General features: G+C 40.3%; 13 protein-coding genes. 5 read left to right on the top strand and 8 right to left on the bottom strand.

Annotation, left to right across the window (positions count from 1 at the left end; translation table 11 throughout):
- The first annotated feature begins 14 nt into the window (after positions 1 to 14).
- From PLEUR7319_RS0113020 to secA, 5 genes are all read left to right on the top strand, one after another.
- Positions 15 to 1,802: a fatty acyl-AMP ligase gene (locus PLEUR7319_RS0113020; RefSeq protein ID WP_019505670.1), complete on the top strand. Its 1,788-nt coding sequence runs from the start codon at positions 15 to 17 to the stop codon at positions 1,800 to 1,802.
- Between the two features lie 67 nt (positions 1,803 to 1,869).
- Entirely contained in the window at positions 1,870 to 2,355 is a 486-nt protein-coding gene (locus tag PLEUR7319_RS0113025; RefSeq protein ID WP_019505671.1) for a GNAT family N-acetyltransferase, read from the top strand.
- Between the two features lie 15 nt (positions 2,356 to 2,370).
- Positions 2,371 to 2,919: a CDP-archaeol synthase gene (locus PLEUR7319_RS0113030; protein WP_019505672.1), complete on the top strand. Its 549-nt coding sequence runs from the start codon at positions 2,371 to 2,373 to the stop codon at positions 2,917 to 2,919.
- Positions 2,920 to 3,349: 430 nt separating this feature from the next.
- Positions 3,350 to 4,312, top strand: a complete 963-nt coding sequence (locus PLEUR7319_RS0113035) for a ribonuclease Z (protein WP_019505673.1) — start codon at positions 3,350 to 3,352, stop codon at positions 4,310 to 4,312.
- Positions 4,313 to 4,460: 148 nt separating this feature from the next.
- A complete protein-coding gene (secA, locus tag PLEUR7319_RS0113040) occupies positions 4,461 to 7,307 on the top strand; it encodes a preprotein translocase subunit SecA (protein ID WP_019505674.1) in 2,847 nt (948 codons plus the stop codon).
- A gap of 351 nt (positions 7,308 to 7,658) precedes the next feature.
- Here the strand turns inward: secA and PLEUR7319_RS0113050 are convergent, their stop codons facing one another.
- The 8 genes from PLEUR7319_RS0113050 to PLEUR7319_RS0113085 form a co-directional block, all read right to left on the bottom strand.
- Positions 7,659 to 8,600 carry a cation diffusion facilitator family transporter gene (locus PLEUR7319_RS0113050; RefSeq protein ID WP_237743569.1) on the bottom strand — a complete coding sequence of 314 codons (942 nt, stop codon included), beginning with the start codon at positions 8,598 to 8,600 and terminating at the stop codon, positions 7,659 to 7,661.
- An 81-nt stretch (positions 8,601 to 8,681) separates the two neighbouring features.
- A complete protein-coding gene (locus PLEUR7319_RS38095; protein WP_019505677.1) occupies positions 8,682 to 9,512 on the bottom strand; it encodes an MgtC/SapB family protein in 831 nt (276 codons plus the stop codon).
- Between the two features lie 338 nt (positions 9,513 to 9,850).
- On the bottom strand, positions 9,851 to 10,459 hold the full coding sequence (locus PLEUR7319_RS0113060) for a PsbP-related protein (RefSeq protein ID WP_026102487.1): 609 nt from the start codon (positions 10,457 to 10,459) through the stop codon (positions 9,851 to 9,853).
- 80 nt (positions 10,460 to 10,539) lie between these two features.
- Positions 10,540 to 12,048 (bottom strand): site-2 protease family protein, encoded by a 1,509-nt coding sequence (locus PLEUR7319_RS0113065; RefSeq protein ID WP_019505679.1) that lies wholly within the window; start codon positions 12,046 to 12,048, stop codon positions 10,540 to 10,542.
- A 164-nt stretch (positions 12,049 to 12,212) separates the two neighbouring features.
- Positions 12,213 to 13,121, bottom strand: a complete 909-nt coding sequence (gene murQ, locus PLEUR7319_RS0113070; protein ID WP_026102488.1) for an N-acetylmuramic acid 6-phosphate etherase — start codon at positions 13,119 to 13,121, stop codon at positions 12,213 to 12,215.
- Between the two features lie 36 nt (positions 13,122 to 13,157).
- The gene (locus PLEUR7319_RS0113075) at positions 13,158 to 13,547 is read right to left on the bottom strand and encodes a DUF3110 domain-containing protein (RefSeq protein ID WP_019505681.1); all 390 of its coding nucleotides are present in this window, start codon (positions 13,545 to 13,547) and stop codon (positions 13,158 to 13,160) included.
- A 181-nt stretch (positions 13,548 to 13,728) separates the two neighbouring features.
- Entirely contained in the window at positions 13,729 to 14,205 is a 477-nt protein-coding gene (locus PLEUR7319_RS0113080; protein ID WP_019505682.1) for a DUF2996 domain-containing protein, read from the bottom strand.
- Positions 14,206 to 14,333: 128 nt separating this feature from the next.
- Entirely contained in the window at positions 14,334 to 15,632 is a 1,299-nt protein-coding gene (locus tag PLEUR7319_RS0113085; RefSeq protein WP_019505683.1) for an RNA-guided endonuclease TnpB family protein, read from the bottom strand.
- Positions 15,633 to 15,790 lie beyond the last annotated feature (158 nt).

Here is a 15,790-nt window from a genome sequence, read left to right on the forward strand (position 1 = left end):
AGAATGGTAAACGAATGGTAAATAATTCCACCATAGTAAATGTTCTACTTAAGAGATCGGTAAACCAACCAAACCAAACTGCCTATACTTTTCTAGCCGACGGCGAAAATGAATCGGGTAGCTGTACTTATCAAGAATTGGATCTACAGGCACGGGCGATCGCGGTTCAACTATTAACCAAAGTCAAACCAGGCGATCGTGCTTTATTGGTTTATCCCTACACTGCCGGATTAGAATTTATTGCTAGCTTTTTAGGTTGTCTTTATGCTGGAGTTATTGCCGTCACCGACTACCCTCGACAACATATTAAATCTCTCAATCAATATCAAGATCGGATTATCGATTGTCAAGCAGCGATCGCATTAACCACTCAAGAATTTGCGGATCGGGTCAAGGGACAGTTTATTGCCAACCCAAGTATGGCTCTAAAACTGAAAGCATTACCTTGGATTGCCAGTGATCGAGTTGATCTAGATTTAGCTGCCAAGTGGCAACAGCCAAATATTACGAGTAATACTTTAGCCTATTTACAATACACTTCTGGTTCTACAGGACAGCCCAAAGGAGTGATGATAACCCATGGCAATGTACTACACAACTCAGAAGTAATTTATCAATCTTTTGGACACCACGATCGGACGAAAATTTTGATGTGGTTGCCAATGTTTCATGATATGGGGCTAGTTGGTGGGGTCATGCAGCCTTTGTATACAGGTTTACCCGCAGTTTTAATGTCCCCGATCGCCCTAGCACAAAAGCCTTTTCTTTGGTTACAAGCAATGTCTCGTTACCAAATTACCACTAGTGGTGGACCTAACTTTGCCTACGATTTGCTGTGTCAAAAAGTTACTGATGAACAAAGAGCTAGTCTGGATTTAAGCAATTGGGAGGTAGCTTTTGCTGGTGCTGAACCAGTACGGGCAGAAACTTTAGCCAAATTTGTAGAACTATATCAGCCCTGCGGGTTTAGAAAAGAAGCTTTTTATCCCTGCTATGGCATGGCTGAGGCGACATTATTTATTACAGGAGGAAATGCCCGAAAACAACCTATCATTACCCATATAGATAAAACAGCCTTGACTGAAGATCAAGTTGTCAGCGTAACTCCAGACCATCCCAACGCTAAAGCTGTGGTTAGTTGTGGCTATTCTTGGTTGGGAGACGAAATTATTATTGTCGATCCAGAAACTAAAACTCTTTGCGATGGCGTTGGGGAAATTTGGACAGTAGGTAAAGGTATTGCTCTAGGCTATTGGCAAAGGGATGAACAGACTAAAAACACTTTTCAAGCTACTTTAGCTAATAATCCTGACCAAACTTATCTTCGCACGGGGGATCTAGGCTTTATTAAAGATGGAGAACTTTATATTACGGGGCGCATCAAAGATATGATGATTCTCTGGGGACGTAATCATTATCCCCAACACATTGAAGAAACTGTCGAAAGTTGTCATCCTGCCTTACGTCCCAATCATGGTGCTGCCTTCAGTATAGAAGTGAATGGAGAAGAACAACTTGTAATTGCTCACGAGATTAATCGTACTGACCTCCGCAATCTTAACGCTGAAGAAGTGATTGGCGCAATTCGTCTTGCTGTTGGTGAACAAAACCTTGCCAATGTCTTTGCTGTAGCGCTACTTAAAACTGGTAGCATCCCCAAAACTTCTAGCGGAAAAATCCAACGTCGCGCCTGTCAGAGTATGTTCCTCGATGGCAGTTTAAATACAGTGGCACACTGGCAACAGTCAGAAATCCCTGATACTGATATTACTGATTTGGCGGGACAGTTTTTTAGTGATTAATTTGGCGATTAGATTAATTGTTAGTTAGAGCGGCTTTATACATAATTGCTGAATTAAAACCTGAAAAATGACTATGCAAAAAGAGACAAATATTCGACCTGTCAGGCAAAATGATCTACCCGCTTTAAAAACAGTAATTAAAGCTAATGACTTGTTTCCTCCAGATATGCTGGATGAGATGATAGCGGGCTATTTTCATAAGGAAGATATCAATGAGTTTTGGTTGACTTACGAAAATGAGAAGCCTGTGGCGATCGCCTACTACGCCCCAGAGAAAATGACCGAGGGAACTTGGAATTTATATTTGATTGCTGTCCATCCTGACTACCAAGGACAAGGTGTTGGCACTGCCATGATGAATTATATTGAGGAGGTTTTAGCAAAGCGAGGAGAGCGAGTTTTGCTAGTAGAAACTTCTGGGTTAGCCAGTTTTGAGGATACTCGCAAGTTTTATCGTAAATGCGGTTATGAAGAGGAAGCGCGAATTCGCGAATTTTATCAAGCGGGAGAAGATAAGATTATATTTCGTAAATCTTTGATCGATAATCACTAATATTTTGAGCTACTGATGGATTGGATACAGTTTTTTATCCCAGATACTTTAAATTTACTTTGGCTAGCAATAGGTTTATTTTTAGCTGGTGTAATTGAAGCTTTTTTATGGAAAACTAGTGTTTTTCAATTATTAAATATTCCCATTCAAACTCAATGGTTTGGAGCGAATAAAAAGTGGCGTGGATTAGTTAGCTTACCCTTAGCTATGGTCGCCAGCGTTTTCCTATTACAGTTGCTTGAAAAATTGCTGCCGAGATTATCTCAAGATGTAATTTTATTTTCTAATTTTAATCTTTTAGAATTTGGCTTATTAGTAGGACTTATTTTTAACCTCTCAGAATTACCAAATTCCTTTGTCAAACGTCGCTTAGATATTCCCCCTGGAGATGAAAGCAGCAAAATTTTTTATTTCATTGATCATATGGATTCAACCTATGGAGTGTTGCTTCTTTGGTATTTCTATTTTCACTTTCCCTTACACTTTATAATTACTGGTTTAGTTGTTACGCCATTATTATTCATGGGCGCGACAGAATTGCGTAAAAAACTAGGATTAAAGTGAATTCGGAGTTCGGAATTCGGAGTTCGGAGTTATGATTTTTTCCAAGAGATAATCAGAGATTAAGACATCTAAAAACCGATGAATTTCTGAGTTTTTAGTTTTGTCTAACTCACGTAACTTAGCCCTCAGACATCCGTTGTCAACTATTACCATCGTTCTGGGTTTAAAGCCTCTTTCTTCTAGGAAGACTTCTTTTAGTAATTAGTAATTAGTAATTAGTAGTCAATTTGAACTAAAAACTAAAAACTAAAAACTAAAAACTAAAAACCAGAATCACCGACTCTTTAGGGCGGTGAGGAGTCAAAAAGATATTGATCCAAAGCTGATAACTTAGAGCTTAGAGCTTAAAGCTTAGAGCTATTTAAAACTGCTAGATATGCATCTAAGTTGCTATGATCGTAGACTGAGATTAAATTGACGATAAAGCCCTGTGGAAATAACTTTTTTAGGTACCAGTTCTGGAGTTCCAACGCGATCGCGTAATGTATCTAGTGTAGCTCTCCGACTTCCCCAACGCGCTGAAGTGTGGCTATTGGATTGCGGTGAGGGAACACAGCATCAACTACAGCGAAGCGACATTAAAAGTTCTCAAATTCGGCGCATTTTTGTTACCCATATGCACGGCGACCATACTTTTGGCTTAATGGGGTTAATAGCTAGCTGTGGTTTAGCTGGTAGTGGTCAACCAATCGATATCTACGGTCCTGAAGGTTTAAAAGAGTATCTCCAGACTACAGCCAAATACTCCTATATCAATTTTGGTTCTCGGTTAAATATTCATACAGTTAAACCAGGATTAGTCTATGAAGACAATGAATTTAGTGTTAGCTGTCAGCTGCTAAAACACCGTGTACCTGCTCACGGCTATCGCATTGTCGAGAAAAATCGTCCTGGGATGTTTAATCTAGACAAAGCAAAAGCCTTGGGAATTCGCCCAGGTCCTATTTACGGTCAACTCAAACAAGGTTTAGTAGTTACTCTAGATGATGGTCGTAAGATCAGCGGTAAGGATCTTTGCGGTAAGCCAGAAATAGGACGTAAAGTAGTTTACTGTACTGATACAGTATTTTGTGATGCTGCGGTAGAATTAGCCCAGGATGCTGATGTTTTGATTCATGAAGCAACTTTTGCCCACCAAGATGCAGAAATGGCGTTTGAAAAAATGCACTCCACTAGTACGATGGCAGCACAAGTAGCTTTGCTAGCAGGTGTAAAAAAATTAATCTTGACTCACTTTAGCCCACGTTATGCCTTTGGCAATCCGATTCAGTTAGATGATTTAAAACGAGAAGCACGAGCAATTTTTCCCAATACCAAGTTGGCTTATGATTTTTATTCCTATGAAGTTCCCAGACGTAGAGAGGCAAAAGAAAAAGTTAAAGTAGCAAATTAAGAATATCAATAAATATCTCTAAACTACGACTAACTAAGCAAATGGTAGAATTATTACAAGTTATTAAAGATAGTTTTCTAACTGGGCAATCAAAACTTAGAGAACAATTATTAAATAGATAAAATACTGATAAATCATAAAAATTACTATGCTAAAGAGACTGCTGGGCGATCCTAATGCACGCAAACTAAAGAAATTCCAGCCCTTGGTGGCAGAAATCAACCTCATTGAAGAGGAGATCAAGGACTTATCTGATGATGATTTAAAAGCCAAGACGCTAGAATTTCGAGAGCAGATTGCTAAGGCGAGAAATGATGAAGAAATCAAAGAAATTCTTGAGGATCTTTTGCCTGAAGCTTTTGCTGTAGTTAGAGAAGCTGCTATTCGTGTTTTGGGGATGCGTCACTACGACGTGCAGTTGCTTGGAGGCATAGTTCTACACAAAGGACAAATCGCCGAGATGAAAACGGGTGAAGGTAAAACCCTGGTGTGTACTCTTCCAGCATATCTTAATGGTTTGACAGGTAAAGGAGTTCACGTTGTCACGGTAAATGACTATTTGGCAAGAAGAGATGCCGAGTGGATGGGACAAGTCCATCGTTTCTTGGGTTTGACTGTAGGACTAATCCAATCGGGGATGAGTCCTGCTGAAAGAAAGAAAAATTATGCCTGTGATATTACTTACACCACTAACAGTGAGTTGGGTTTTGATTTTTTAAGGGATAATATGGCTGTGTCTATGGAAGAAGTAGTGCAGCGTCCTTTTAACTACTGCGTAATTGATGAAGTAGATTCGGTATTAATTGACGAAGCGAGGACTCCCCTTATCATTTCCGGGCAGGTAGAGCGTCCTACGGAGAAATATCTTCAGGCAGCACAGATAGCCGCTCAGTTAATAAGGCAAGATGAAGACTACGATGAAGAAGTTAGCGGTGATGAAGGTATCGGCGACTATGAAGTAGATGAAAAAGCTCGCAATATTTTAATGACTGATGAAGGCTTTGCTCGTGCCGAAGAACTTTTAGGAGTAAGCGATTTATACGATCCGGAAAATCCTTGGGCACACTATATCTCCAACGCAATTAAAGCCAAAGAACTCTTTACCAAAGATGTGAACTATATGGTACGTAATGACGAGATTGTAATCGTCGATGAGTTTACGGGTAGGGTTCTGGCAGGAAGGCGCTGGAGTGATGGCTTGCATCAGGCAATTGAAGCTAAAGAAGAAGTGCCGATTCAAAAAGAGACTCAAACTTTGGCTAGTATTACCTATCAAAACTTCTTTTTGCTTTATCCTACCTTAGCCGGGATGACTGGTACGGCTAAGACTGAAGAAACTGAATTTGAAAAGGTTTATAACCTGCAAGTCACCATTATTCCCACTAATTTACCTTCCAGACGAGCCGATCTTTCTGATGTGGTTTATAAAAAGGAAATTGGTAAATGGCAGGCTGTAGCAGAAGATTGCTCTAATATGCACGAAAAAGGTCGTCCTGTTTTGGTTGGTACAACTAGTGTAGAAAAATCTGAGTTAATCTCTCAACTGTTGCAGCAAAAAGGCATTGAACATAACCTACTCAATGCTAAACCCGAAAATGTGGAACGGGAATCAGAAATTGTAGCTCAAGCTGGTCGAAAAACTGCTGTCACCATCGCCACTAACATGGCAGGGCGAGGAACAGATATTATCTTGGGTGGTAATGCCGATTATATGGCACGTTTAAAAGTGCGTGAATATTTGATGCCTAAAATAGTAGCCCCCGAGGATGATAGTCTCATGGCAAATGTCCCAGGAATTGACATGAGCAAAAACTCTGCTAAAGGTTTTGCTCCCGATGGCAGTGGCAAGAAAGTTAAAACCTGGAAAGCATCTCCTCAAATCTTTCCCACAGAACTATCGTCTGAAGCAGAAAATATGCTCAAGGAAACGGTTAAATTTGCCGTACAGCAATACGGAGAACAAAGTTTACCTGAACTAGAAGCCGAGGAAAAAATTGCCGTGGCAGCCGAAAATGCGCCAGTAGACGATCCTGTTCTACAAAAATTGCGCGAAGTTTACAAAGTAATTCGTAAAGAGTACGATAAATTCACGGACGCTGAACATGAAGAAGTGATTGCTAACGGTGGACTGCACGTTATTGGTACAGAACGGCACGAATCCCGTCGGGTAGATAATCAATTGCGAGGTCGGGCAGGTAGACAGGGCGACCCTGGATCGACTAGATTTTTCCTCAGCTTACAAGATAATCTTTTGCGAATCTTTGGTGGCGATCGCGTGGAAAAATTAATGAATATGATGCGGGTTGAAGACGATATGCCCATTGAGTCGAAAATGCTCACCAACTCCCTGGAAGGGGCGCAAAAGAAAGTGGAAACTTTCTACTACGATACTCGTAAACAAGTCTTTGAATATGACGAGGTAATGAATAACCAACGTCGTGCTATCTATGCTGAACGTCGTCGGGTATTAGAGGGTTTAGACCTCAAAGAGCAGGTAATTCAATATGCCGAAAAAACTATGGGAGAGATTGTTGATGCCTATGTCAACCCTGAATTACCCCCTGAAGAGTGGAAGCTAGACAAGATGGTGGATAAAGCGAAGGAATTTATCTATCTCCTAGAAGACGTTGAACCTGTTCATCTCGAAGACATGACTGTCAATGAGATGAAAAACTTCCTCTGCGAAGAAGTCCGTAAAGCTTACGATATCAAGGAAAATCAAATCGACAGTATGCAGCCTGGGTTGATGCGTCAGGCAGAAAGGTTCTTTATTCTGCAACAAATTGATACCCTCTGGCGCGAACATTTACAGGCGATGGATGCTCTGCGAGAGTCAATAGGTTTACGGGGTTATGGACAGAAAGATCCGTTAATCGAATACAAGCAAGAGGGTTATGAAATGTTCTTGGAAATGATGATTGATATTCGTCGTAATGTCGTTTATTCTCTGTTCCAATTCCAACCCCAACCTCAACCACAGCCTCAAGCAGTATAAAACGAGGGATGAGGAATATGAACAAATAGACTAGGTGTAATTAATAAATCTGAACATCGCTGTACTTTGTTGGTAATTGATCCTTCAAAACTATATTTGTCTCTGGGGGAACTTTCCCCCAGACCCTCCTCGCGCATTCCCTTGCCCAGATAACGCTCCTGGGTAAACGCCTGACGGTGGCGCTGTGAGACAGTCCGTTGGCGGGGTACGATGCGGCCATACGCTTGGCCTTTGTCCCGCTTGAAGGAACTGTTGAACCCTTTAGGGGGTCGCTCGTCTTCGTAACTAAAGTTCAGTCAAGATATCTGCCTTGCTAGTTAATTAAATTTAGTTGGTTTGAGTAGTAATTTCCTATAATGGTTGCTTGAGATGAGATTCTAAGAGCTGGATATTTTCATATGGCTCTAGCTGAATAGTAGCGTGAACCGAACCGTACTTCTCCTGAAGTTTATGTTCGACTTTTTCCACAATTTCGTAGGCTGCCTTAATTTCTCGCGGAGCAACAACGAGATGCATCTCAATAAATATTTCTTGACCAACAACTCCTCTGGACGTGATGGAATGACAGTTAAGCACCCCATAAACATCCATCACAATGTCCATGATTTCCTTGGCGGGAATGGCGACGCGATCGCTTAAAAAGGGAATATTTTCACTGATTACTTCCCAGGCACTCCAGAATATCAAACCTGCCACCATAAAAGCTAAAACAACATCTAGCCATAGCAAACCTAAACGAACTCCTAACATCCCAATTAAGAGAACAACTGTAATCCAAACATCGCTCAAGGTGTGTTTAGCATCAGCTTGCAATAGCCTACTATCAAGATCTTTACCTCTTTTAGCTTCGTACAAAGCAACGATAATATTAATGATCAACACGCCAATCATCATCATTAAATTAAGATTGCTTACTGTCAGAGATTCTGGATCCAAGGGAACAAAAAGACGTTTTAAAGCTGAACCAAAGATTTCAGTTCCAGCTACAATCAAGAAGCCGGCAACACCCAATGCACCCAAAGACTCAAACTTAGAATGTCCGTAGGGATGATCCCAATCTGGTTTCGGGTTGGCAAGACGCATCGCAATTAAACCCAAAACATTGCTAGCACTGTCTGAAAGTGAGTGCAGGGCATCAGCCAACAAGCTGAGAGAACCCATTGCCAAACCTAGGCTAAATTTTGTTTCCAATACCAGCAAATTCAAGCCCAATGTTATGTACAGAACATTTTGAATTGAATTTTGCCTTTGAGCTAGTCGCTCATCGAATTGTACCTGAAAGTCGCTCATCATCTTAGCCAAGTTTGTATAGCTCAGTTTCTAATTTTACTAGTAAATATTGGGATTTTCCATGTTATTTAAGTGATCTTAAAATCAGGAACGACCATTTCTATAGTTTGACTCCAGGGGAGAAGATACCCAACTAGCCGCACTTATTTCTACTTTTGCCTTTAGAATAGCCAATACTTGTTGTATTTTGATTGAACCGGTGTTGTTATTATCAGAGACTAGATTAACCTCAATTTCAACTTCGGGAAAAATTTTGTTATTATTGGCAAACTTTTTACTACTGATACCAGTGGGGATTAATTTCTCTTCTTTGAGTAATTGAACTAACATAGCCAATACCTCAATTTCTTTTTCTGCGGGGCAAATTACTTGGCAATAATACCGAACTTCATTGTAAGTAGTTGGTATTGATTGTTCAATTACCTCTATTTTGGGCTTGGTCGTTATGCTAGATGCTGCTGCATCATTGTTTTTTTTGCTTATTTCTTCTTTTGTTATGTCTTCTTCTATGTTGGGGATAAATTCTTTTTCGGCTGTTTCAAACAGCAAATTAGCGAAAACTAACGCTAGCCCACCACAATAAGCAGGGAGAAAATAACCGAAACCTACTAGAGAACCTACCGCTCCTGCACACCATAATTTGAATACTTGATTAATACTTTGAGGATCAGTTTGTTTTTGCCAAACAATACCTGCACTAACAATACTGATGCCAATAATCAACTGAGAGGAAAATATAGTTTCTGAGTTCAAGCTGGCGAGTATAGCAAACAAAGCTGCTCCCACTGCTATTTGAGTGTTAGATTTAATGAATTTTCTGGTGAGATACCATCTTTTTTCGATCGCAATGGCACTGCCGAGAATAAAAGCAAATAATAGACGTACTGCTATCTCTTGCCAGCTTATGGTGTCCATGAGATTATGTCAGAGTTCCTCTAATTATGTTTAAACTAATTAATAAGAGATTGTCCTCAGGCTTTTCAGAGTATTGATCCCCAAAAACAAGAATTGATCCCCAACTTGCAAGTTGCTTCTCTAATATCCTATCCTTGTTACAATCAGATAGCAATAAGCAGTGATAATTGACTATAGATAAGTAAATTCTAAGCTGTAAGCCATAAGCTCTAAGCTTTTTGGGCTCATTTTTCCGCCAACTTCGTTATGATTTAACGTAAATCATGGTTTTTCGCTCAACTGCACCAGAAGTGTTTCAGCTTATCTCGAATTCAGGTTAATTTACCTTAGGCGTATAATTATTGCTCTGAAGTAATCTTCACAGAAGGAAACATTTCATTTTCTACAGATTCAGCATAATTATCATACTGATCTATACTCGCTTGAAAAGTTAAGGTATAGATGCGATCGCCATTGAATATCCAAATTTGCAGATTTTTTAATTCCTCATTATTATCTGGGTTTCTAGCAAAGTAAATTACTTTATGAGCTGGTTTGTGGTCAAACTGAATCGGACGAGAATCAAGAATTTTAGCTTGAGGTAATTGGGTAATTAAATAAACAGTATTAGTCGTATATTCATCTAAGGATTTGGATTGAGGAGACTTCTCAACCTTAATGGTTAATTTTGGAACAACCAATAAGGACTCACTTTTTTGGGGCGTAAATTTAGCTATGGTTCCCCAATCTTGATTTGGTTGATTAAGTTCCCAACTAGAAGGATATTTCATCTCAACCCCATGAGTAGAATGGCGATAGAGTAAAGAGAATTGAGCCCGATCTGTTTCGTAGTAATCAGTATCTAGTGCTTGATTAAGAGAACTTTCCAAGTGCCAATAATAATATCCGGCTCCCGCAACAACTATTAATAAAGTTCCACTGCCCAAAATAGTTTTTAAGTTCGACACTTTACTTTTCAACTTAAGACTTAATTCTCTAAACCTAGCGGATCTATTCATCAGTGAATATGAATAGATATGCCAGCGAATTATCCGCCCAAACCAATCCGACTGGCTAAACCAGAGCTAAGAGGAATCAAAGTTGCCAACATCAAAAACAGTGCCAGCAATCCCCAAGCCGCTCGAGTATCATCAGGTTCAGTTAATTCATTTTTTACAGGACGTTCTAAATCTCGTTGCAGAAATAAAATTAACACCGCCCAATACAGTGGAATAGGATTACTAGGATTAAATAAGGCAATCAACCCTAAGATAATTAGAGTAGCTACAGTAGTACGTCGAGCAGTTTTACGACCGTAAATTCCATGAACAATTCTGCCTCCATCTAATTTGCCTGCAGGTAAAAGGTTTAATGCCGTAATTACTAAGCCCAACCATCCAACTACCACCAAAGGATTAATATCGACTACCGCCGCTTCTAAAGACGAACCTAAAATGACCTTAGCCAAAGTACCAACTAAGATTGAGCCTCTAAAAAATTCGGTGGGCAATTGAAACAAACTGCCGGGGTGAGATAAAGTCAAACCAGAGACCAGTAGTACTAAAGAGATAATTCCAGCAGTAGCTGGTCCTGCAAAAGAAATATCAAATAAAGCTGTACGATTGGGTAACAAAGATTCAAAACGAGTAATTGCCCCAAAAGAGCCAATTTGCCAGGTGGGTAAAAAGAAGGGAATACTGAGACGAATATTGTAACGATTAGCTACAACTCGATGACCAATTTCATGGGCTATTAATACAGCCCAAAGTCCGAGACTCAGAGGAATAGCCTCACTATAACGTCCAAAGTCACTAAATAAATCAAAACCCTGTAATAAGCTGGCTGCTTCAAGGCTAGTAAGAATTGTGCCCACGAACAAAACTAAAGCTAAGTTTTTCTGAGCCAGAGTAGTAGTATCCGGGTCATTTGTCTTGGGTAAAATTACAACTACTGGCTTTTCTTCGGGACTTTCTACCAGAAATAAACGATATTTATCTTGGAAAATTCCTTCTAGCTTTTGATTCATTTTGGAGTGGGCTATATCTGGTTCTCCTCGGAGATTACCTTTAAAAATTGCTCCATCTTGATAGGGTATGGTTTCGGTAGCAAAAAAGGTATCAATGCCAAATATTGCTTTTAATTGCGCCAAATCCTCATCAGGAATCGGTAATATTTCCTGTGATGGATTATTGTCCAATTCTGAAGTGGTTGGAGGTTGAGCTGGCTCTTCCGTAGTTTCTGCTTCTTTTTCAATTCTTTCTGCCGCTTTTTGCTGCAATATAGCTTCTTGTCCTGCCGCTCTAAGCTGTCTGCCTAACCAGATATAAACGGCAATGGAAGCTATTAATAAAAATAATATGCCTACTAAATTGAGATATATTCCCACCGCAAAGAGACCAAAGAATAACAGCCAGGGACTCATCAGTACAATTGACTGTAACCAAGCGAGAATTCCTAACCGACCATAACCTTTTGCTCTGTTATAACCTAAAGTTAGGATGGCGATCGCAGCAGCAACAATGATAAAAGTGACAATAGATTCTGATCCATTCAACATTAGTTATTTAAGTATTTATTAGTAGAGTAAATTAAATTGACCTTCAAAAACAGTGTTTAAATTATTTTGTTTATTATTTTATTATCTCGGAATTTCTCATTGAAGAAGGAGAAAGCAAATAAGAAATAAGGTGTGTGCGTAATTGTTTCCACCCACCTAGGTATTTACTGCTCTGACAGCACCGAGCGTAAATCTCCTTGATGTTGATCTAAGAGAGCTGCGCCTGAAGTGGCATCTAAACCTGTCCAGTGCATCAGGAGAGCCAATTTAACTTTTTTAGCACTTTTTTCCAGTAAAACTCCGGCTTCTTGACGATTCAGTTCAGTTAAGTCTTCAATAATACGTAGAGCGCGATCGTGCAATTTATCATTCGTCACTGCCACATCGATCATCCGATTGCCATACACTTTGCCATAACGTACCATTGCTCCAGTCGAAATAATATTTAGTGCCATTTTGGTCGCAGTACCTGCTTTGAGTCTAGTTGAACCAGCGAGAATCTCTGGACCTACCAGAAGACGAATATCAATATCAGCATCAATGGGAACTTGCTCAGCACTGACACAACTCATAGCGACAGTTGTTGCTCCTCTAGCTTTAGCCTCTTGTAATGCTCCATGAACAAAGGGAGTTGTTCCCCCTGCAGTAATCCCAATTACTACGTCTAAATTGGTTATTTGGTTGTCAGCGATCGCCTGTTGACCATCTGGGGCAAGATCTTCTAAAGCTTCGGAACTTTTGATCAGAGCGGCTGTACCACCTGCTAAAATTCCTTGGACTAATTCTGGAGCCGTACAAAAGGTGGGAGGACATTCCGCTGCATCCAAAACACCTAATCTTCCACTAGTGCCAGCACCAACATAAAATAGTCTCCCATTTTGTTTGAGGGCAGCCGCAACAGCGTCTATAGTCTGAGCTAGAGGTATACGAGCCTTAGCGATCGCCTCTATAGTTTTGGTGTCTTCTTGATTAAATAAATCGACTATTTCTAGTGTAGATAAACTATCTAGATCCTTACTCTGGGGATTAATCTGTTCCGTTAACAGATGTCCTCTGGACTGTAAATTATCCATTGCCATGATTGATTACTGATTACTTGTTCTTGTAACTTATAACAGTCCTTCTAACTGACGACGAATACGATCAAGCTCTTCATTAGGCATCGATTCGGCCTCTACATCTTCAGATTCAGAAACAGATTTTTCTGACTCTTGCTCCCAGTCAAGTTCTTCGACATTTTTTTCGGGAGGGATTTCTAGTTGTCCGGACTCAACTATTTTCCATTCGTAATCAGCCTGACGGCAAAATTGCTCCACTTCTTCTGAATCAATTGCTTCTACTGTTGCTTCAGGAAAATCTTGAGCTTCTAATAAACCTGCATAACGCAATGCATCATCTTTTGCTTGGAACATTAAGATAGTGTTGCGTTCACCAATTTGGACTGTATGAATTCCCTCATTATCAGTTCCCGCATTGAATAGTAAAATGTGCACCAGCATATTAATTCACACTAAATTTATGGGTTTATGCCAATTACACCATAAATTTACTTTCAATATAAATACGTTTGCCAATATTAATAATAGACTGAGATTTTACCTGTCAGCAGCACAAAGTAATAGAGACGATACAAAGTAAATATCGTCTCTGGAAATCAAATCTATTAAAGTTTGCTAATGCTTAGTTTCTAGTTAACCACTTCTGGGCGTTGAGACGCTGCACCGTATACATAACTATCAATTCTAGTGTAACTCTCCTCTCATCAATCATAAAAGATTCGATGGTGCTGGGACTATTACCATAGGTGGCATAGGAAAAAGCTTTCTGACCCTTAATGCTTTCATCAGGGAAATAAAGATTAAATTGACGAGTTCCACCCTGCCATTTTCCAACCACCTGCCAGCAAGGCTCGTTAGGATTTGCTCCCTTAATTGGCACTCCCTGTTCTACAAATGACAACTCTACGTCTTCAATCCCTTCCTTAGCCATTGCCTCCTTGAGTGCAGGAAGATAATGCTCTTGAATAAATTCACTGAAGGGCTTATCTTCTAATTTCGGAGGTTTCTTAGCTTTTGCCGCCTTGGCAGCAGGTTTAGCAGGAGCCTTTTGTGCTGCTGGTTTTGCTTTCTCTTGTTCCTTATTTGTTTCCTCTGCCATGTCTTACCAAATTTACAGCTTGAGCTAAAGTTTTAGTTGACTGTAATTTTATCACGGCTTCCAAGTCTAGTAAGTAAACAGTATTTGGATAGCCCAGTTCCCTCCAGTGACATCCTCCCAACACTGAATTATTTTATCGCTTTCGCTCTAAAATTATTACAGTGTGGGCTTCCATTATCGCTAATGGATCTTGCTCCCCTACTATCCAAAGATAGGTTGCGCCACTTATCTACAACCAAGTTGCCCGACAGTACGACTTGAGAGCCAATTTCTTGCTTTTCGGGAGTCCCCCGATACGTTTCTCTACCTCGGTTACAGATTTCCTGACCAGAGGCAATATCCCTGTTGACAACATAATTACATTCATGACACTCACTTAGTCGAACCCTTAGATCCTTTCTGACTTCAGAGCGACAATTAGGGCAAACCTGGCTAGTGCCACGATGATCAACCCGACCGACAAAGACATCTCGTTTCTGGGCTACATATTCTAATATGTCTCGCAATTTTCCCCAACCAGCGTCTATCGTATGCTTACCTAACATCCCTTTCGCCATAATACGAAAGTCACAATCTTCAACGTAGATTGTATCTGCCATATCACACAGTTTATGGGCAAGTTGGAACTGATAGTCAGATCGCCTGAATGCTATATAGTTATGTTGTTTAGCTACTTTTAGTTGAGCTTTTTCATAGTTTTTCCCTCGTTTCTTTTTTCTTGACAGACGCTTTTGTAGCACTTTCAGCCGACGATAGGCTGTCTTGAAAAACTTGGGTCGCTTCTCTATATATCCATCGCTTGTTGCCACGTAGGACAACAAGCCGACATCAACACCGATTGCGTGACCATGAGGTACGGGACTAGGAAGCTCAATATCTGATTCTATCGCTACCACTGCAAACCAACCTATTGCCTTTTTCAGTACTCTGACTTGCTTGATAACAAAACCTTCAGGGATTGGTCTATGTAGGTTGATTTGTACTTTTCCTAATTTAGGTAGTTGAATTTGCCAATCACTCACTGGGTTGGTTTTGAACTGAGGAAACAACATTGACTTCATTTGTCCATACTTCTTAAAGCGTGGGAAGCCATAACCTCTAGCTTGGAATGAATCCCAACTATCATGCAATCGTCTAATATTGGTTTGCAATACTTGTGACGGTACAGCTTGGAGTCGTGAAAATTTCTTCTTGGCTTTTGGTAAGTTGTTTTGCTGTTGGTGGTAGCTAGGGAACGGATAATCCGCAGCCATCATATATTCTGATTCTAAACTACACCTATCGAGAGAACATTTTCGACTGGCTATCCAATCTTTTAGTTCTCTGAGAGCATAGTTATAGCTGACACGGCAAGTTTCCAGCCACTCATCGAGTAGCTCAACTTGTTCATTATCAGGATAGATGCGATAGCGATAGTTGAGAATCATCTGACTATTCTACCACTATCTCTTAGCAATGGTAAACCTGCCCCACTGCGCCGCTCAGTTCGCTTTCATGAGGGGCTGTCGCCTGTGGTTTCCCAGGCGTTTATAAGCTCCGTCCCAACGCTAAGTGCTATATGCGAAGCGGTATCCCTTTAGGGACA

The sequence above is a fragment of the Pleurocapsa sp. PCC 7319 genome (assembly GCF_000332195.1).
Taxonomy (GTDB): domain Bacteria; phylum Cyanobacteriota; class Cyanobacteriia; order Cyanobacteriales; family Xenococcaceae; genus Waterburya.